The following is a 19,124-nucleotide window of genomic DNA, read 5'->3' on the forward strand; positions in this document are numbered from 1 at the left end:
AGATATCAGCGCGTGCTGATGGCGGTTGCCGCTCTGGTCGTTCCGGCGGCGGCGTTGTTCGCCGCGGGGGCGGGGGCCGGCCAGAGCCCTCCGGCGTCGGCGAAGGCCGCCGACGCCCCCAAGCCGGTCAACTGGGACCCGCAGATCGTCGCGGTCACCGGGCCGGGGTTCCCGGTCGGCTACAACCACTACATCGTCACTCCCGGCCAGGCCGACATCGAGGCGGCCATCGCGGCCAGGCTCGCCACCGACCGGTCGGTGAAGTTCGCGCTGCCGCCGGGAGTCGGGAACGAGCGAGGGCTGCAGGTGCGCACCATCCTCGCCGAGCGAGCCATCAGCGCGCACTTCCCCGAGATCAGCGATATCGGCGGGATGCGCGCCGACCCGCTCAAGTGGCACCCCAACGGCCTGGCGATAGACGTGATGATCCCGAACTGGTGGACGCCGGAGGGTAAGGAACTCGGGGACCGTATCGTCCGGTTCGCGTTCGAGAACGCCGACCTGTTCGGGATCGACAACGTGATCTGGCAGCGGGTCTTCTACCCCCGGTCGGGCACGGCGTCGTACATGCCCGACCTCGGAAACCCCGACGCCAATCACCTCACCCACGTGCACATCGCCACGGTCGGAGGCGGTTACCCGACCGGCAGCGAGAGCTACTTCGGCTAGCAAATCCGATCCGGTAGCGGCGCAATTTCCCGTGGCGCTCCGAACGCCGATTTGACGTGGTCTTATTCTGTGAATTATTCTCCGGCGGAAAGAGACGCAGCATTAGCTCAGATAATCAGGGGAGGAACGTATGGCAACGGATTGGCACAGCCACCCCGGCCAGCCGCCCCGCGACGACGACGAACCGCCGATCCGCATCCGCACCTGCAGCAGGCTCGGCCTCTCCGCCAACCCGCCGGGCTTCGGCGGCTGGCTGCGCCGCCGCTGACTAACTAGCGGCGGATTCCCCGAACCACGACCACCATCGTCAGGGCACCGATTCCGGCCAGCGTCGCGGCGACCGCCGGCTGTTTGAGGAAGCCCAGCACTTTGGACTTGAGATCCTCGGCCACGCGCTGCGGGTTGGCCCGCTCGGCAAGGATGTCGACCGTCGAGGCCAGCCGATCGCGCGCAGCGGCGATCTCCTGCTTGATGACCTCGGGATCCCGCTCAGCCACGTCCGTCCTCGCTTCCACGTTCCGAAGGGTTCTACCCTAGAGCAGCGCGGGCCCCCAGATCACGAAAGGGGCCGCCACACCGCCAGAGGAAGGAAGCACCAGTGACCGACACAGCGCGCCTCGAGGTCGGCGACAAGGCCCCGGCGTTCAGCCTGCCCGACGCCGGCGGGAAGACCGTCAAGCTCTCGGACTTCAAGGGCCGCAAGGTGATCGTCTACTTCTACCCCGCCGCGTCCACACCGGGATGCACCAAGGAGGCGTGCAGCTTCCGGGACGGCCTGGCCGAACTCAACGACGCGGGTATCGACGTGGTCGGGATCTCCCCCGACAAGCCCGAGAAGCTGGCGAAATTCCGCGACGCCGAGTCGCTGACGTTCCCGCTGCTGTCCGATCCGGACAGGAAGGTGCTCACCGCCTGGGGCGCCTTCGGCGAGAAGAAGATGTACGGCAAGACGGTGCAGGGCGTTATCCGCTCGACGTTCCTGGTCGACGAGAAGGGCAAGATCGCCGCCGCCGGGTACAACGTCAAGGCCGCGGCAACCGCGTCGCTGATCGAGAGGTTCATCGCCGGATCCGGCTAGGCCCGATGACCTTTGCCCCTACCCCGGTGGCGACCGGCGGGAGACGCTGAAGATCAACGGGAGGATGGGCGATGAAGCGGGACATCTTGAAATTCCTGTCCGGTGCGGCGGCCGCCGCGTGCTACGGGCATGTGGCCTACGCCGCCTGGGCGGCCCGGGGAAAGATCTCGGTGCCGGTCTGGAAGGGCCGTGAATGGGGCGTCGGCAAAATGCTGACCGAGGCCGTGGTCTACGGGGCGGCCAGCATCGGCCTCGGCTACCTCGCCTGGCGGCCCGAGCCCGACCGGTTCGTGCAGGCCGCCGCCTGAGCGGGCCGCGATGAAGAAGCGCGAGTTCTTCAAGTTCCTGTGCGGATTCCTCGCCGGGGCCGGGGTCGTTCACGCCAACATGGGCTTCGGAATCGCCGCCGGGTATTTCAACAAGCCGTACTACCTGGGGCACGCCTGGGGCGCCAACGCGCTGTGGCTCGGCGCTGCGGTGTATCTGCTGGCCAGCTTGCTGTTCGGGTACCTGGGCTGGCGAAAGTCGGCGGCGCCCGACCAGTATCAGCAGCACCAGATGTAACACCGGCACCAGTTCGGCCGACATCACGGTCAAGTAACGATCGCGCATGCCCGCGCAGCTCGACGACCGGAGGCCATCGAATGGCACGTCTCGCTCGCCTGGTGTCGTGGACCGCGGCGCTGATGGCCGTCCCCGCGACGGTGGCCTTCGCCCCCGTCCACCCACCCGAGCCGCTGCGCTGGGAGCCCCAGGTCGTGGCCGCCGGCGGTCCGGTGATGCCGCCCGAGCTGACGCTGGGCGCGGTGCGTCCCGTCCATCGCGGACTGCCGCCCGGCGTCGGAAACGAGCGTGGCCTGCAGGTCCAGACCCTGCTGGCCGAGCGGGCGATCAGCGCGGCTTTTCCGGAGGTCAAGGAGATCGGCGGGGTGCGGCCGGACAGCATGAAATGGCATCCCAACGGACTGGCCATCGACGTCATCATCCCCGACTGGGACACCCCCGAGGGACGGGCCCTGGGCGACCGGATCACCGAGTTCGCCTTCGACCACGCCGACGAGTTCGGCCTGGAGTACGTGATCTGGCAGCAGACCTATCGGCCCGCCAAGGGAACCCCGCACCTGATGCCCGATTACGGCAGCCCCGACGCCAACCACTACACCCATGTGCACATCTCCAGCTACGGCGGCGGCTACCCGAAGGGTGATGAGACCTACTCGCTGGACTAGCCGGAGCCCAGCTTCCCCAGCAGCAGTGCCTCGGTGATCGCGGCACGTTCCAGCACACCCAGATGCAGGCTCTCGTTGACGCTGTGGGCCTGGGTGCCCGGGTCCTCGACCCCGGTGACCAGGATGGTGGCGTCCGGGAACGCGGCGGCGAACTCTGCGATGAACGGTATTGAGCCGCCCATCCCCATGTCGATCGCCTCAGCGCCCCAGGCCTCGCGGAACGCGGCGCGGGCGGCGTCGTAGACCGGACCGGTGGCGTCGATCGCGTAGGGCTGCCCGACGTCGCCGGGGGTGACGGTGACGTGTGCACCCCACGGGGCGTGCTGCTCGAGGTGGCGGCGCAGGACCGCCAGGTGGGCGGCCGAATCGGCGCCGGGGGCGACGCGCAGACTCACCTTGGCGCGGGCCCGCGGGATCAGCGTGTTGGACGCCTTGTCGATCGGGGTGGTGTCGATGCCGACGACGGTGATCGCCGGCTTGGCCCACAGCCGTTGCGCCACTGTGCCCGAACCGATTTCACGCACCCCCTCCAGCATGCCGGACTCGGCCCGGACCCAGCCGGCGTCGCGGTCGACCGGCGCCGCGTGGGCTTCGTGCAGGCCGGCCACGGCGACATTGCCGTCGTCGTCGTGGAGGGTGGCCAACAGGCGGATCAGCACGGTCAGGGCGTCGGGCACCACCCCGCCCCACAGGCCGGAGTGCAGGCCGTGGTCGAGGGTGGCCACCTCGACCACGCAGTCGGCCAGCCCGCGCAGCGAGACGGTGAGGGCGGGGATGTCGGCGGTCCAGTTGTCCGAGTCGGCGATGACGATGACGTCAGCGGCGAGTTTGTGCTGGTGGGCCGCCAGCAGCCGGCTCAGGGACGGCGAACCGCACTCCTCCTCGCCTTCGACGAACACGGTGACACCCACCGGCGGGCGGCCGTCGTGGGCGCGGAACGCCGCGAGGTGGGTCGCGATGCCGGCCTTGTCGTCGGCGGTACCGCGCCCGTAAAGCCTTCCGTCGCGCTCGACCGGCTCGAAGGGCGGCGAATCCCATTGCGCCGCATCACCTTCGGGCTGGACGTCATGGTGGGCGTAGAGCAGTACGGTGGGCGCCCCGGGCGGGGCGGGATGATGCGCGATGACGGCGGGAGCGCCGCCCTCGCTGACGATCTCCACCGAGGCGAACCCGGCTTCATCCAGCAGTTCGGCGACTTTGCGCGCACTGCGGTACACGTCGTCGCGGCGGGACTCATCGGACCAGACCGACGGGATGCGCACCAGTTCCTCGAGGTCGCGGCGGACATCCGGCAGTACCTGGCGCACCCGCTGGATCAGAGCGTCCATCACCGACGATCAGTGCGCTTCCAGGACGGCGACAGCCGCCGCGGTGTCCCCCTCGTGGGTCAGGGAGACGTGGATCGCCACCCCGGCGAGGTGCTCGGCAATGGCGCCGGTGAGCCGCACCTTGGGCCGTCCCCACATGTCGGTGATCACCTCGATGTCGCGGTGGATTCCCTCGGGAAGCACCGGCCGCCGGGCGAAGCGCGACCCCGACCACGCTTTGATGACGGCTTCCTTGGCGGCCCAGCGGGCGGCCAGGTGCCGGGCGGCCATCGACGACTTGTCCGCGGCGTCGCGCCGCTCGCCCGGGGTGAACGTCTCGGCGAAAACCGTCCCCGGCTTGTCGACCTGCTCGGCGAAGTCGGGGATGAACACCAGGTCGATCCCGACACCCACTATCGGCACGGGCGTTGACCCTAACTGATGTAGGTATCGTCGGCACCCAGGCGCGATGCCGGGTCGAGCAGCATGGCGGCCTCCGCGGCCTTCTCCGGTACGTCGTGGTCGAACCGGCGGCCGTCGGGACGCTCGTAGAGCGGCCGGCCGCCGGCGATGGCCGAGGCCAGCCGGCGCTGGCCGGTCAGCACCCGGGCGGCCGCACGGCGGCGGTAGTCCTCCCGTTCGCCGGCGGGCAGCGCGGCGATGAAGGCCTCCGGGTGCGCCAGCGCGATCAGGCCCGACACGTGCCCGAAGCCGAGACTGGTCAGCAGGCCGGCCTTGAGCGGGAACCGCCCGCCGAGGCGCAGCGTGCGCCGCGGCCACACGAACCGGCCGGCACCGGCGAGTTCGTCGTCGACGCAGTCCAGGCTGCGGTTGGGTGGGATGACGCCGTCGCGCAGAACCTGGCACAGCCCCATCATCTGGAACACCGCCGCCCCGCCCTTGGCGTGGCCGGTCAGGTTCTTCTGGGAGATCACGAACAGCGGTGCGCCCGCCGAACGGCCCAGCGCGTCGGCGAGGCGCTCGTGCAACTCGGTCTCGTTGGGATCGTTGGCCAGCGTGGAGGTGTCGTGCTTGGAGATCACCGCGACATCGTCGGCGGCCAGCCCAAGCCGGCGCAGCGAGCGGGCCAGAACGGAGTCGGTTCCGCCGCGGCCGGCCCCCAGCGCACCCAGGCCGGGCGCCGGGATGGAAGTGTGCACGCCGTCGGCGAAGCTCTGCGCGTAGGCCACCACCGCAAGCACCGGCAGACCCATCTTCAGCGCCAGGTCGCCGCGGGCGAGCAGGATGGTCCCCCCGCCCTGGGCCTCCAGGAAGCCCAGGCGGCGGCGGTCGTTGGCGCGCGAGATCCGCGCGTCGCTGATTCCGCGTGCGCGCATCATCGCGGTGTCGGCGGTCGCGGCCATGTCGCCGAAGCCGATGACCGCCTCCTGGGTCAGGTCGTCCAGGCCGCCGGCCACCACCAGGTCGGCTTTGCCGAGCCGGATCTTGTCCACGCCCTCCTCGACGGAGACCGCGGCGGTGGCGCATGCCCCTACCGGGTGGACCATCGCGCCGTAGCCGCCGACATAGGACTGCATCACATGGGCGGCAACGACATTCGGCAGCACCTCCTGCAGGATGTCGTTGGGTTTGGGCGTTCCCAGCAGGTTGCCGTGGAACATCCGCTCCATCGACGTCATGCCGCCCATGCCGGTGCCCTGGGTGCTGGCCACCATCGTGGGGTGGACCCACCGCAGGAGTTCGGCGGGGGTGAAGCCCGAGGACAGGAAGGCGTCGACGGTGGCGACGATGTTCCACTGCGCGACCCGGTCGATAGAGGCGGCCATGTCGGGACTGATACCCCAGGCCGTCGGGTCGAAGCCGGTCGGGATCTGCGCGCCGACCGTGCGGGACAGTCTGGTCTTGCGCGGCACCCGGATCTCGGTGCCGGCCTTGCGGATCACCTCCCAGTCTCCGGAGTCACCCGCCGGGCGAACCACGGTGTGGGCGGGGTCGAACCGTTCGAAGGAGCGGGCTTCGGCCTCCGAGGACACCATGAAGCTGAAGTCGCGGTCCAGGAAGACGCTGACCAGAAGCGAGGTCGAGTGGTCGGCCGCCAGGGCCTCGTCCTCGACGAATTCCCTTATGCCGCAACGCGCGACGACCTCGTCGTGGTAGCGCTCGGCGATCTCGGCCTCGGGCACCAGATCCCCCGTGGAGGTGTCGTACCACCCCGGCCTGGGATCGTCCTCCCACTTCAGCAGCCCGGTGGTCCAGGCCAGTTCCAGTACGCCCGCAGCGGAGAGTTCGTTGTCGACTTCCATCTCGAACCGGGTGCGCGAGGATCCGTAGGGACCCAGTTCCGCGCCGCCCACGATGACGACGAGGTCGGCCGGGTCGACGTCGAGGTCCGGCCAGTCCGGCGGCGGGGCACCCTGGTATCCGCGTGGCGGCGACGGTAGCGCCGTGATGCCGTCAGCCTCGGAGTCGCCGGAACCCGTTGCGGCCGAGGTCATTTCCTCCCGTGCGCGGGCCGCCAGCTCTGCCATGTCGAGTTCGACATCGCCCAGGCCGCCGGTGAGGTCGACCTTGACGGGCGCCGCCGCGGCGGCCAGCCTGGCCTCCGGTGTGCACAGGTCGAGCAGCATCCCGGCCATTTCGCCGGTGGTGTAGGTGGTCACCCCGGCGGCTTCTACGGCGTCGACGACGGCGTCGTTGTGGCCCATCAGCCCGGTGCCCTTGGTCCAGCCGATCAGCGCGTGGGCGATGGTGACGCGCTGAGCCCACGACGACTCCGCGCTCCACCGGGCCACCACGGCGTCGAGCGCGGACTTGGACTCTCCGTAGGCGCCGTCGCCACCGAACATGCCGCGATTGGGCGAACCGGGCAGCACCACGTGCAGGCGGGAGTCGATGTCGCGATCGGCACCGATGGCCGACAGCCCACCGACGAGGCGTTCGACCGCCCACAGCAGGACCTTCATCTCCATCTCCGAGCGTGACCCGGCCTCGGACAGGTCACCGGCCACCCTGGGCGCGGCGAACGGGAAGAGCAGGGTGGGCGTCTGAGCGTCCTTGACGTGGACGGCCTGCGGCCCGAGGTTCTCGGTCTGCTCATCGCCCACCCAGGAGATCAGCGCGTCGATGTCGGCGTAGGAGGCCATGTTGGCCGGGACCACCCACAGGGCGGCGCCGAACCGGGCGTTCTCGCGGTAGAGCGACTTGTAGAACTCCAGACGCTCGTCGTCGAGGCGGGAGGTGGATGCGACCACGCACGCGCCGCCCTCGAGCAGCCGGGCCACGACGGAGGCGGCGATGGAACCCTTCGAGGCACCGGTCACCACGGCGATCTCACCGGCATAGCGGCCGGGCTCAGGAGTGCTTGCGCCGGCGGCGATCCGGGCGTAGAGCGAGACGTGCGCGGACCGGCCCTCGGCCAGCGCGCGGTCGTGCCACCAGTCGGCCTGGGTGGCCACGGCGCGGCCGGCCCCCTCGAACCGCCCGGCCAGACGCGGCAGGTCGGCCTCGACGGTCTCCTCGTCCGCCAGCCACAGAGTGACCAGGTCCTCCCGGGCGCTGGCCCAGCGATCGTCGAGCAGCACCGCCCTGCGGGCGTCGAACACCGGCGCCACCAGCCGCGGCCAGTCAGCGCCCAGTTCCGCCGAGACCAGGTCGATCAGTTCGGTGTCGGTGGCCGTCGAGGGTGCGCTGGCCGCCGCGTCCAGACCCAGCCGGCCCAGCACCATCCGGGCCGCCGAGGCCAGCACGCCGTCGGCCCCGGTGACGGTCTCGGCGAACTCGGTCAGCGCGGCCGAGTCGACCACCCCGCCCGCGGGTCCGCCGGCCGAGGGCAGCGCCACCGGGATGCCGCGGCGCGCGCCGACGGCGGCGACGGCGGCGTCGATCGCCGCGTCCACCGCGGCGGCGTCGGTCAGCGCGCCCTCGACCAGCCCGCCCAGCGCGCCACCGCGCACGCTGCTGCCCTCACGGGTGCCCAGCGCGAGTTCGACGGCGGCGTGCCGGGCCCAGCCCGTGCCCAGTTCCCAGGTCTTGGCGACCCGCTCGGCGATCACGGCGGGACGCTTTCCGGACGGTCCGAGCGCGGCCCGCAGCTGATCGTTGACCGCATCAGCGAGCACCGGGCCGAACGGCTTGTAGGTGCGGGCGAGCTTGGCCACCTGCCCGCGCAGCGCGGTCAGATCCGCCTCGGCGGCGCCGTCGATCGCGCCGAGGTCGAGTTCGGACCCGAGGTCCACCAGTAACTGGTTGCGCCGGGACGAGGCGCCGTCGGTGATCGACTCGATGGAGTCCAGCGGCTCGATCTGGTCGATGCGCATCTTGGCAGACAACGCGATGAGCGCCAGTGTGGCGTCGGCGGCGTCGAAGGGGATGTCGTCCGGACGGGGCGCACCGGGGGCCGCGGCCGGGGCGCTCGGGACGGCGGCCGGCGCCGGCTCAGCGGCCGCCGCAGGCCCGGTCTCGGCCTCCGGCTCGGACTCCGGCTCGGGGTCGGTGTCGTTGGCGAAGAGCACCACGGCGTCGCGCTCGGCGTTGAGCACTTCTACCGTGCTGTAGGCGTATTCGGGCAGTTTGAGGGTGTTGGCGGCCAGCCCGGCTACCGTCGGCGCGGAGCGCACCCCGATCTCGACGAAGCGCTCGATGCCCAGACCGCCGGCGGCCTCCTCGGTGAAAAGCAGGTCCTGGGTCTCGATCCAGCGCACCGGGCTGGCGAACTGCCAGGCCAGCAGTTCGATCACCACGCGGCGGCCGAGTTCCCCGGGACGCTCGGTGATCCAGGTGTCGTAGTCGGCGAGGATCTCGTCGAGCGGTTCGGCGGGCACCAGGTCGCGGATCTCCTGGACGAAGTCGCGGTCGAGGGTGAACAGCCGCGGCACAAGGTTCGGGATGTAACGGCCGATCAGCACCGAGGGGTCGGCGTCGCGCGGCATGATGCGCTCCAGCGACCGGCGGAACTCATCGACCCCGACCTTGAGCACGTCGGAGTGGAAGGGCACGTCGATACCCGGCACCTGGATGTAGGCGCGCTTGCCGCCGGTGATCTCGCGGCGGCGCTCGACCTCCTCCTCGAGGGCCTGCAGGCCGCGCACCGTGCCGGCGATCGCGTATTGCGAGCCGCGCAGGTTGAAGTTGACGATCTGCAGGAATTCCCCTGTGCGATCGGCGATCTCGGCGACGAACCCGACGACGTCGGCGTCCTCGAGGTCGATCTGGGACGGCCGTATCGCCGACAGCCGGTAGTCGGACCGGCCGAGTTCGTCGCGCGGGACGATGTCGTGCATCTTGCTGCCGCGGTGGAACACCACCTCCAGCAGCGCCTCGAGCTCGTAGACGCCGGTGACGCAGGCCAGCGCGGTGTACTCGCCGACGGAGTGCCCGCAGGCGATGGCGCCCTCGACGAACGCGCCCTGCTCGCGCATCTCGGCGACCTGCGCGGCGGCAACCGTGGCCATCGCGACCTGTGTGAACTGGGTGAGGTAGAGCACGCCCTCGGGGTGCTGGAAGTGCGTGCCGCCGGCGGTCAGTGTGGTCGGGTTGTCGCGCACCACGTGCAACACCGAGAAACCGAGGTGCTCGCGGGTGAAGGCGTCGGCGCGATCCCACACCGTGCGGGCGGCCTTGGAGCGGGCCCGTACCTCCATGCCCATGCCCTGATGCTGGATGCCCTGCCCGGGAAATGCGTAGACCGTCCTGGGCGCGGTGAGCCGGGCGGTCGCCGCCATGACCAGCCGGTCACCGACACGGGCGGCGACCTCCAGAACCTCAGCGCCCAGGTCGATTCCGACCCGGTCCACCCGGATTTCGATCTCGTCACCCGGGGACACCATGTCCAGGAACCGGGCGGTCCACCCGACCAGCCTGCCGGGTGATCCCGGCTTGCCGTCGGTGGCGGTGACGACGTGCTGGGCGGCCGCGGACAGCCACATGCCGTGCACGATCGGCTCACCCAGACCGGCGAGCAGCGCGGCGGTCCGGTCGGTGTGAATCGGGTTGTGGTCCCCGGAGACCACCGCGAAGGGCCGCATGTCCACCGGCGCGGTGACTCGGACGTCGCGGCGCCGGCGGCGCGGGGTGTCGGTGGCGTTCTCCGAGACCGCTCCCCCGGCCCGCACCGGGTCGGAGAGTTCGGCGGGCCCGGTGCGGCCGAGGATGGCGAAACGCTCCTCGAGCACCGCCAGCACCGCCCCAGAGGTGTCGCTGACGTTGACGGTGACCGGAACCACCCGGCCCACCTCGGTGTCCACCGCGTGCGATGACGTCGCGGTGACGACCAGTTCGGTGCCCTGCGCGGGCAGCGGTCTGAGCAACCGCGCCGCGTGGTCGAGATGTACCAGGCTGAGCAGGCCCTCCACCACGGGGAAGCCCGATTCGGTTGTGGCGGTGCCGATTGCGGCGAAGACGGCCGGCCAGCACCGGCCGACGAGCGCGTCGGGGACCGTGGACAGTGTTGGCGCCAGCGGAGCCCCGAAGGTTGCGGTGACCCCGGTGTGGTCGGCCACCCGTTCGGGATCCCAGTGCACGCGCACCGTGGTCGCCTCGGCCGCACCGCCGGCCGCGATGCCCAGCACCGAGCGCATCGCGGCCGCGGCGTCGGAGGTGATGACGACCGGAGCGCCGCCGTCGGCGACGGTGGGCGGCAGGGTGAAGGCGATGTCGATCCAGGTGCCCGACAGCGGAACGCGCAGGACCACCCGGTCGGAGCCGACGACCTCCAGCCGCGCGCCGGTGGAATGGCTTGTGGCGGAGACGGAGTCGTGCACCTGCCACTCCGCGGGCGGGGCCAGCCGGTGCACCGGGTTGGAGGCGGTGCGGCCCGCCCACAGCACGTCCGGGGAGTCGAGCACGATGCCCAGCGGTCCGGTGACGTCCGGCCGGACCTGCAGCCGGGAGGCCGCAGGCTCGGGCTGTGCGCCGGCGGCGAGCAGATCGGCGACCGCGGCGCCCTCGAAGCGGTCCAACAACTCCCCGACCGGCTCGTCGACGCGGGTGATTCCGGCGACGGCGGCGATGCCGGGGATGATGCACACCTGGTCGGCGCTGTAGCGGGCGTCGTGCGCCTGCCACAGCGAGTCGCTGCGCCACCAGCGGCGGACGTCGGAGTCGATCACCGGCACGAAGTTCACCGGCTTGCCCGGCGTCTTGCACAGTTCGACGAAGAACGGCCCGTCGGCCGGGTGCAGCAGCACCGAGGCGGCATCGGGGTAGCGCTCCAGCAACGCCGCGATGGCCCGGTCCGGGTTCTCCAGCAGTTCGCCGTCGCCGAACAGCGTCTCGATGGTGCCGGTGTCGGCAGGGTTCAACCGGGCCTCGGCGCGCTGCAGCATCGAGGCGAAGCGGTCCCGCCAGGTGATGTCCAACCAGGGCCCTTCGGGGCCGCCGACGGTCAGTTCCACGTAGCGCCGCAACCACTGCAGGTACGTCATGTCCGCGACGTCGCCGAAGTAGGGTTTGGCGGTCCGCGCCATCGCGGCGACGATCTCGTCGCGACGCGACGCCACCGCCTCGGCGTCACCGGCGACCTCGTCGAGCAGCCGGCCGCAGCGGGACGCGGAGTTGTCGATCTCGTGGATGTCCGCGCCGAGCTGACTGCGCCCGGATGCCATGCCGTTCAGCGCCTTTCCGGCGCCGACCCACTGATCCGTGCCGGCGGTCTCGACGAGCAACTGCTTGACCGACGGTGACGTGGTGGCCTCAAGGCATGCCATCGCGGCGGTGCCGACCAGGATTCCGTCCACCGGCATCAGCGGGTAGCCGTGGCCGAGCGACCATCGTCCGCTCAGGTACTCCGCTGCGCGCTGCGGGGTGCCGATGCCGCCGCCGACGCACACCGTGATGTTGGGCTGCGAGCGCAGCTCGGAGTAGGTGGTCAGCAGCAGGTCGTCGAGGTCCTCCCAGGAGTGGTGTCCGCCGGCGCGGCCGCCCTCGATGTGGACGATCACCGCCCGCGTCGGCACCTCGGCGGCGATCCGGATGACCGAGCGGATCTGCTCGACGGTTCCCGGCTTGAACACCACGTGGGCGATCCCGGCGCGATGCAGTTCCTCGATGATGTCGACGGCCTCGTCGAGTTCGGGTATCCCGGCACTGATCACCAGACCGTCGATCGGCGCACCGGACTGGCGGGCCTTCTGCACCAGTCGTTTTCCGCCCACCTGAAGCTTCCACAGGTAGGGATCGAGGAACAGTGCATTGAACTGAACAGCCCGGCCGGGCTCGAGCAGTTCGGTCAGTTCGGCGATCCGGCGCTCGAAGATCGGCTCGGTGACCTGCCCGCCGCCGGCCAGCTCGGCCCAGTGCCCGGCGTTGGCGGCGGCGGCGACGATTCGCGCGTCGACGGTGGTCGGGGTCATGCCGGCGAGCAGAATCGGTGAGCGGCCGGTGAGCCGGGTGAACTTGGTGGACAGCTTCACCGATCCGTCCGGCAGGGTGATCACCGACGGCGCGTAGCTCGACCAGGGCTTGCTGACCTCGGGAGCGGCGCCGGCGGTGAACAGGTTGCGCTGGCCGCCGCGGGTGGCGGCCGGGACGATACCGATGCCCAGCCCGCGGATCACCGGGGCGGTCAGGCGGGTCAGAACATCCCCTGGTCCCAGGTCCAGAATCCAGCGGGCACCGGCGGTTTCGATGTCGCTGACGGCCGCGACCCAGTCGATCGGCTCGATCAGGATGTCCTGGGCCAGGGTTCGGGCCACGTCGGCGTCGAGCCCGGCCGCCTGCGCCCAGCGCGCGACGATCTCGACCCCGTCGGAGAGCCGGGGGGTGTGGAAGCCCACCTCCACGGCAACCGGGTCGAACATCGGGGCGAACACCGCCCCGCCGCGCTGCTTGCTCTTGCGTTCGGCGGCCTGGCGTTCGGAGATCTGTTCGCAGTAGATCTCGAACCGGGACAACTGCTCGGGGGTGCCGGTGATGACGGCCGAGCGGCGTCCGTTGCGGATCGACAGCACCGGAGCCTCCCCGGTGCGCACGTCGCGGCCGAACTCCTCGAGCAGTGCGGCGATGCGATCCGGTTCGGCGTTGGTCACCGACACCATCGGGGCGCGCTCGCCCAGCGCCATGATGCCGCGGCGGCGGGCCACGAGGGTTCCGGCGGCGCCGATGAGCTGAGCCAGCGCCAGTAATTCGACGTCCCTGGCCCCGCCGGCCCGCAACGCCTCGACGGCCAGCACGCCCTGGGAGTGGCCGGCCATGGCGACCGGCGGGGCGGCGGCGAAGTCCAGGCCCTGGCGGACCAGCGCGCGGATCGCGGCGATCTGGGTCAGCAGCACCCCGGGAACCGACACGGCCGCCGAGGTCAGCTGCTGGGCGCCCGGCACCGGCTCGCCGGCAGCCAGCGAGCGCACCCAGCTCAGCGGCGTGAACCCGATCGGCCGAACCACGACCAGCTCGTCGGCCACCGGCTCCAGCAGCAGGTCGGCCTCATCGGCGATGCGGGCCAGCTCGGACTCGATCCCGGCCGTGGTGACGATCTCCTCCAGGCCGGCCAGCCACGACATGCCGCCCTGCCCGCCGAAGGCGACGGCGTAGGGCTCCCCGGCGTTGAGCCGGTCGACGAGCGCGTGCGTGGCCGTCCGGCCGGCGTAGTCGCCCGTGGGCAGCCTGTCGTGCTCGTGGATCGTCAAACCGGTCTCCTGGATCGCGCGTGAGTTGCGTAATAGATTCCCATATGAACCGGTGAATTCCCGCGCCGGAATTTGTTACCGACGAGTTCTACGCACGAGTAACCCGGATATCGGGTAACGGGCGGCAGTGGGGTGCCGAAGAGCGCCGATCCAAACGTCCTGCGTGCGCCCGGTTACGGTCGAGTAGCCACAACAGCGCAGTTCAAGGCGGGATCGTTACCCGATCGTTATCTCACCCGAATTAGCGGTACGGGCGCTCCCGACCAAGCGGTTGCTCAGCCGTCCGGTCGACAATTGTTCACCGAAATTACGTCCGGCGGCTTTGCCGGCAAATACCTACCATTGGGTAGGTTATTGCGCGCATTAATCGGAGCGGCGGGAATTTCGGCGCTGGGCCAGGCGTCCGCCGTGGCTGAACCTGGCCGCCCGGCGCCCGATCCGGTGTTCGCGGCCGCGGGTCCGCGGCACCGGACCCGCCGCCCGCACCGGTTCGGCGTAGAACACCCGCTTGGCGACCTCCACCAGCGCCAGGTAGGCGACCACGAACAGCGCCAAGGCCCCGAAGAACTGCCACGGTAGCGGGGTGAAGCCCAGCGCCGCGGCCGCCGGCGAGAGGGTCAGCACGACCCCGAGCACGACGACCGACAGCGTGGTCGCGGTCAGCAGCCCGCCCGGGCGGCTTCGGAAGAACGGGGTCCGGCGGGTGCGGATGGCGAAGATGATCAGCGTCTGGGTGGCCAGCGATTCCACGAACCATCCGGTGCGGAACTCCGTCGCGCCGGCATGCAGCACGCCCAGCATCAGACCGAAGGTCAGGAAGTCGAACAGCGAACTGATCGGGCCGAAGGTCAGCATGAAGCGGCGGATGAAGGCGATGTTCCAGTGCGACGGCGCGTGCAGTTGCTCGGCGTCCACCCGGTCGGTGGGGATGGCCAGTTGCGAGGTGTCGTAGAGCAGGTTGTTGAGCAGGATCTGGCCGGGCAGCATCGGCAGGAACGGCAGCACCGCCGAGGCCGCTGCGGCGGAGAACATGTTGCCGAAGTTGCTCGACGTGCCCATCAGCACGTACTTGATGGTGTTGGCGAAGATCCGCCGTCCCTCCGCGACGCCGGTGGCCAGCACCCCGAGGTCCTTCTCCAGCAGCACCACGTCGGCGGCGTCCTTGGCGACGTCGGTGGCGGTGTCCACCGAGATGCCGACGTCGGCCGAGTGCAGGGCGAGAGCGTCATTGACACCGTCGCCGAGGAAGCCGACCGACCGGCCGGTGCGCCGCAGCACGCTGATCAGCCTGGCCTTCTGCTCCGGTGAGATCCGGGCAAACACCGTCGCGTTCTGCGCGGCCGCCTGGAAGGCGGCGTCGTCGAGATCGGTCAACTGCGTACCGGTGACGGTGCCCCTGGACACCAAACCCAATTCGGCACAGACCTTTTCGGCCACCTGGGGGTTGTCCCCGGTGGCCACCTTGACCTCGATGCCGAGTTCGGCCAGTTGCGCCAGCGAGTCGCGGGCCGCCTGCTTGGGCGGGTCGGCGAACACCAGGAATCCGTCGAGGGTCAGCCCGGTCTCGTCGGCGGCGGTGATGGCGGTCAGTCCGGGTGCCGGCCTGCTGGCCACCGCCACCACCCGGCGGCCCTGCGCGAAGAGCCGGTCGAGGACGTCGGTGCCCGCGGCGGCGGTGCAGTGTTGCAGCACCTGTTCGGGGGCGCCCTTGACGACCAGCAGGCGGGTGCCCGCGTCGTCGACGAGGGCGGAGGTGGCGCGGCGGGCGTGGTCGAAGGGCAGTTCGGCGAGGCGTCGCACCCCGCCGAGCCGGCCGGCCGGGGATTCCCAGAGCGCCGCGTCCAGCGGGTTGGCGCTGGCTCCCCCGGTGGCCGGGTCGACGTCGGTGGCCAGCAGACCGGTTCGCAGCACCCGCTCGGATCGCGCACCGGTGGGGTCGACCGCCTCGATCAGGCTGACCCGGCCCTCGGTCAGGGTTCCGGTCTTGTCGGTCACCAGGATGTCGATGTCGCCGAGGTCCTCGATGCAGACCAGTCGCTTGACCAGCACCCGCTGCCGCGCCAGTTGCCGGGACCCGGTGGCCAGGCTGGTGCTTACCACCGCCGGCAGCAGTTGCGGGGTGATGCCCACCGCGATCGCCAGGGCGAAGAGCACCGAGTCGATCACCGGCCGGCGCAGCAGCAGGTTGGTGAGCAGGATCAGCACGGTCAGCGCGATGGCGACCCGCAACAGCAGATAGGAGAACCGGCGCAGGCCGATCTGGAAGTCGGTCTCGGGCTGGCGCTCACCGAGTCCGGCGGCGATCCGGCCGAACCGGGCGTCTCGGCCGGTGGCGTACACCACCGCGGTGGCCTCACCGGCGCTGACGACGGTGCCCATGAAGGCGAGGTCGTCGGCATCGGCCGGGACCGTGCCGGCCGGCACGGGCTCGGCGGACTTCACCGCGGGCGTGGACTCGCCGGTGAGGATGCTCTCGTTGCATTCCAGGCCGTTGACGTCGATCAGGCGGACGTCGGCGGGAACCAGTTCGCCCAGTGTCAGGCGGATGACGTCGCCGACCACCAGATCGTTGACGTCGAGCTTGACGAAGGAACCGTCGCGGCACACCAGGGCGCTGTGCCGGACGCGGGAATGCATTGCGGCACTTGCCTGTTCGGCGCGGTACTCGTTGAAGAACCCCAGACCGACGCTGACCACCAGGATGATGCCGATGATGACGGCCTGGGCGGAGTCGCCGAGGAAGAACGAGACCGCCGCGGTCAGGGCCAGCAGCGCCAGGACGGCGTTGTTGAGTTGGCGGCGCAGCACGGCCACGACGCTGACCCGGTGGGTGCGTACCGAGTTCGGCCCGTCGCGGGCCAGCCGGGCGGCGGCTTCGGCCGAACCGAGTCCCGACGCGCTGGTGCCCAGGCCGGCCAGCACCTCGCGGGCGGGCGCGGCGGCGACCGCCGGGGCGCTCAGCGACGGGTCATGCGCGGTGGCCGTCATGGGCGGCACGTGCCGACTCCAGCAGCAGGCGGCGTTCGGCGGCGGCCACGTTGCGCCGGGTCCGCTGCGCCACATCCGGGGTGACCGAGATCGACGTGATACCCATCCGCACCAGGTGTTCGGCGAAATCCGGACGGCTCGACGGCGCCTGCCCGCACAGCGACGCGGTGATGCCCAGCCGGCGGGCGGTTGCGATGATCCGGCCGATGGCGTCGAGCACCGCGGCGTCGGACTCGTCGTACAGTTCGGCGCACAGGTCGGAGTCGCGGTCCACCCCGAGCATCAACTGGGTGAGGTCGTTGCTGCCGATCGACACGCCGTCGATTCCCATGCCGACGTATTCGGGCAGCCAGTACACCACCGAGGGCACCTCGGCCATCACCCAGCGGTGCAGTCCGCGCTGGCGGCCCAGCGGGCTGGCGTCCACCAGTTCCAGGCACCGTTCCAGCTCCCATTTGGTGCGGACGAAGGGAATCATCAAGTGCAGGTTGGGGTTCCGCTCCCGGACCCGGGCCAGCGCCCGCAGTTCCAGGTCGAACAGGTCCGGGTTGCTGACATAGCGGTAGCAGCCGCGGTAGCCGATCATCGGATTGTGCTCTTCGGGCTCATAGTTCTCGCCGCCCTTGAGGTTGCGGAACTCGTTGGTGCGGAAGTCCGAGGCCCGATAGATGACGGGCCGCGGCGCGAACGCCGCCGCGACCCGCCCCACCGCGGCGGCCAGGGCGTCGACCAGGCTGTCCTGCTCGCCGTGCTCGATCAGGTCGCGCGGATGCCGGTTGTGCAGGGCGTCCTCCAGGATCAACTCGGCGCGCAGCAGGCCGACGCCGTCGACGTCGAGTTCGGCGGCCTGCTCGGCCTTGTCCGGCATCGCCACGTTGACGTAGATCTTGGTGCCGGTCACTTCGGATGCCACCGCCACCGGGGCGGCCACCGCCGCGGTCTGCGCGCCGCCGGACCTCTCCCGGGCGACCCGTCCGGCCAGCACCCGGCCGTGGGTGCCGTCGACGGTGACGACGACGCCGTCTTTGAGGTCCCTGGTCGCGGTGCGGGCGCCGACGATGCACGGCACCCCGAGTTCGCGGGCGACGATCGCGGCGTGGCAGGTCATTCCGCCGGTGTCGGTCACCAGCGCCGAGGCACGCCGCATGGTGGGCAGCCAGTCCGGGTTGGTCATCCTGGCCACCAGCACCTCGCCGTCCTGCAGGCGGGCGCCCTCGGACACTCCGCCGAGCACCCGCACCACGCCGGACGCCGCTCCGGGTACCGCGGGCAGGCCCTGCAGCAGGACCTGGTGTTCCTCGGGCGTGGGCATGCCGGCGCGCTTGAGCGTGGTGATCGGACGGGTCTGCACGATGTAGGTCTTGCCGCCGGCGATCGCCCACTCGGTGTCCTGGGGGCAGCCGGCGTGGCGCTCGCTGCGGATGGCGATGTCGGCGATCGCGCGGACCTCGTCGTCGTCGAGGACCTGCGACTCGGCCTGGGCCTGGTCGAGTTCGACGCGCTGGTCCCTGCCGTCCTCGCCCCGGATGATCTTGAACGACTTGTAACCCATTCTGCGGGAGAGGATCTCGCCGTCGGCCTTGGACACCACGTAGGTGTCGGGCTCCACCGACCCGGACACCACCACCTCGCCCTGGCCGAACGCCCCCTCCACCACCACCCGGTCGGTGGCGTCGGTGGTCGGGTCTGCGGTGAACGCCACCCCCGAGCGCTCCGAGGCGATCATCAGCTGGACCACGACCGCCATCGCCGGGTCGGCGGTGAACCCGCGGCTGGCCCGGTAGGAGACCACCCTGGGGCCGAACAGCGAAGCCCAGCAGTTCTGCACGGCGTCGATGAGCTCGTGGCGGCCGCGCACGTTGGTGAAGGTCTCGTTCATACCCGCGAAGGAGGCGTCGGCGCCGTCCTCGCCGGTGGCCGACGAGCGCACCGCGACGTAGCATTCCGGGCCCATCGCCGCGTAGGCCGCCAGGATCCGCTCCCGGACGTCGTCGGCCATCCCCGCCTTGAGCACAAGGTTTTTCATCTTCTCGCACATGGGGTCGAAGTTCTGCGTGTCCAGCGCGTGCAGCATCGCCTCGCGGTGGGCCGCGTTGAGTTCGTCGGTCACCCCGGCGGCCGCCATCGACGCCAGATAGGAGTCGCGCAGCACCACGAACCCCGGCGGCACGGGCAGACCGGCCGCCACCATCTCGCCCATGTTGGCGCCCTTGCCGCCGGCCTCCTCGGCGTCGGCCATCCGCAGGTTGGCGATGTCTTCGACGTACATGGT

Annotated in this window: 12 protein-coding genes; 6 read left to right on the forward strand and 6 right to left on the reverse strand. The window is 70.6% G+C overall.

Annotated elements, in window-relative coordinates; genetic code table 11:
• On the forward strand, positions 1-669 hold a 669-nt coding region (locus tag ACKOQ4_RS13375), incomplete at its 5' end, for a VldE C-terminal domain-containing protein (protein WP_526292600.1).
• Between the two features lie 130 nt (positions 670-799).
• On the forward strand, positions 800-937 hold the full coding sequence (locus ACKOQ4_RS13380; protein WP_526292602.1) for a hypothetical protein: 138 nt from the start codon (positions 800-802) through the stop codon (positions 935-937).
• A 4-nt stretch (positions 938-941) separates the two neighbouring features.
• Here ACKOQ4_RS13380 and ACKOQ4_RS13385 read toward each other — a convergent pair whose 3' ends face one another.
• A complete protein-coding gene (locus ACKOQ4_RS13385; RefSeq protein ID WP_526292639.1) occupies positions 942-1,166 on the reverse strand; it encodes a DUF3618 domain-containing protein in 225 nt (74 codons plus the stop codon).
• Positions 1,167-1,267: 101 nt separating this feature from the next.
• Between ACKOQ4_RS13385 and bcp the strand changes: the two genes are divergently transcribed.
• From bcp to ACKOQ4_RS13405, 4 genes are all read left to right on the forward strand, one after another.
• Positions 1,268-1,747 (forward strand): thioredoxin-dependent thiol peroxidase, encoded by a 480-nt coding sequence (gene bcp, locus ACKOQ4_RS13390; RefSeq protein WP_526292604.1) that lies wholly within the window; start codon positions 1,268-1,270, stop codon positions 1,745-1,747.
• Positions 1,748-1,818: 71 nt separating this feature from the next.
• A complete protein-coding gene (locus tag ACKOQ4_RS13395; protein ID WP_526292606.1) occupies positions 1,819-2,055 on the forward strand; it encodes a hypothetical protein in 237 nt (78 codons plus the stop codon).
• Between the two features lie 10 nt (positions 2,056-2,065).
• Entirely contained in the window at positions 2,066-2,311 is a 246-nt protein-coding gene (locus ACKOQ4_RS13400) for a hypothetical protein (protein WP_526292608.1), read from the forward strand.
• Positions 2,312-2,391: 80 nt separating this feature from the next.
• Positions 2,392-2,976, forward strand: coding sequence for a VldE C-terminal domain-containing protein (locus ACKOQ4_RS13405; protein WP_526292610.1), 585 nt, complete (start codon positions 2,392-2,394; stop codon positions 2,974-2,976).
• Here the strand turns inward: ACKOQ4_RS13405 and ACKOQ4_RS13410 are convergent.
• The 5 genes from ACKOQ4_RS13410 to ppsA all read right to left on the reverse strand — a co-directional run bounded on the left by ACKOQ4_RS13410 (position 2,973) and on the right by ppsA (position 19,121).
• Positions 2,973-4,304: a dipeptidase gene (locus ACKOQ4_RS13410; protein WP_526292612.1), complete on the reverse strand. Its 1,332-nt coding sequence runs from the start codon at positions 4,302-4,304 to the stop codon at positions 2,973-2,975. The genes ACKOQ4_RS13405 and ACKOQ4_RS13410 overlap by 4 nt on opposite strands.
• A 9-nt stretch (positions 4,305-4,313) precedes the next feature.
• Positions 4,314-4,706: a holo-ACP synthase AcpS gene (gene acpS, locus ACKOQ4_RS13415; protein ID WP_526292614.1), complete on the reverse strand. Its 393-nt coding sequence runs from the start codon at positions 4,704-4,706 to the stop codon at positions 4,314-4,316.
• Positions 4,707-4,717: 11 nt separating this feature from the next.
• The gene (locus ACKOQ4_RS13420; RefSeq protein ID WP_526292616.1) at positions 4,718-13,864 is read right to left on the reverse strand and encodes a fatty acid synthase subunit beta domain-containing protein; all 9,147 of its coding nucleotides are present in this window, start codon (positions 13,862-13,864) and stop codon (positions 4,718-4,720) included.
• A gap of 363 nt (positions 13,865-14,227) precedes the next feature.
• A complete protein-coding gene (gene mgtA / locus ACKOQ4_RS13425) occupies positions 14,228-16,852 on the reverse strand; it encodes a magnesium-translocating P-type ATPase (protein WP_526292618.1) in 2,625 nt (874 codons plus the stop codon).
• Entirely contained in the window at positions 16,833-19,121 is a 2,289-nt protein-coding gene (gene ppsA / locus ACKOQ4_RS13430; protein WP_526292620.1) for a phosphoenolpyruvate synthase, read from the reverse strand. Before ppsA ends, mgtA begins: the two co-directional genes overlap by 20 nt.
• Positions 19,122-19,124: the final 3 nt, after the last annotated feature.

Origin of the sequence: Mycobacterium sp., from assembly GCF_046095365.1 — a bacterium.
In the GTDB taxonomy this organism is placed as follows: domain Bacteria; phylum Actinomycetota; class Actinomycetes; order Mycobacteriales; family Mycobacteriaceae; genus Mycobacterium.

Excerpts from the sequence above, each read along its gene's own strand:
- ACKOQ4_RS13410 (WP_526292612.1), bottom strand. The coding sequence starts at position 4,304 with ATGGACGCTCTGATCCAGCGGGTGCGCCAGGTACTGCCGGATGTCCGC.
- ACKOQ4_RS13395 (WP_526292606.1), top strand. The coding sequence starts at position 1,819 with ATGAAGCGGGACATCTTGAAATTCCTGTCCGGTGCGGCGGCCGCCGCG.
- ACKOQ4_RS13405 (WP_526292610.1), top strand. The coding sequence starts at position 2,392 with ATGGCACGTCTCGCTCGCCTGGTGTCGTGGACCGCGGCGCTGATGGCC.
- ppsA (WP_526292620.1), bottom strand. The coding sequence starts at position 19,121 with ATGTACGTCGAAGACATCGCCAACCTGCGGATGGCCGACGCCGAGGAG.
- ACKOQ4_RS13380 (WP_526292602.1), top strand. The coding sequence starts at position 800 with ATGGCAACGGATTGGCACAGCCACCCCGGCCAGCCGCCCCGCGACGAC.
- mgtA (WP_526292618.1), bottom strand. The coding sequence starts at position 16,852 with ATGACGGCCACCGCGCATGACCCGTCGCTGAGCGCCCCGGCGGTCGCC.
- ACKOQ4_RS13400 (WP_526292608.1), top strand. The coding sequence starts at position 2,066 with ATGAAGAAGCGCGAGTTCTTCAAGTTCCTGTGCGGATTCCTCGCCGGG.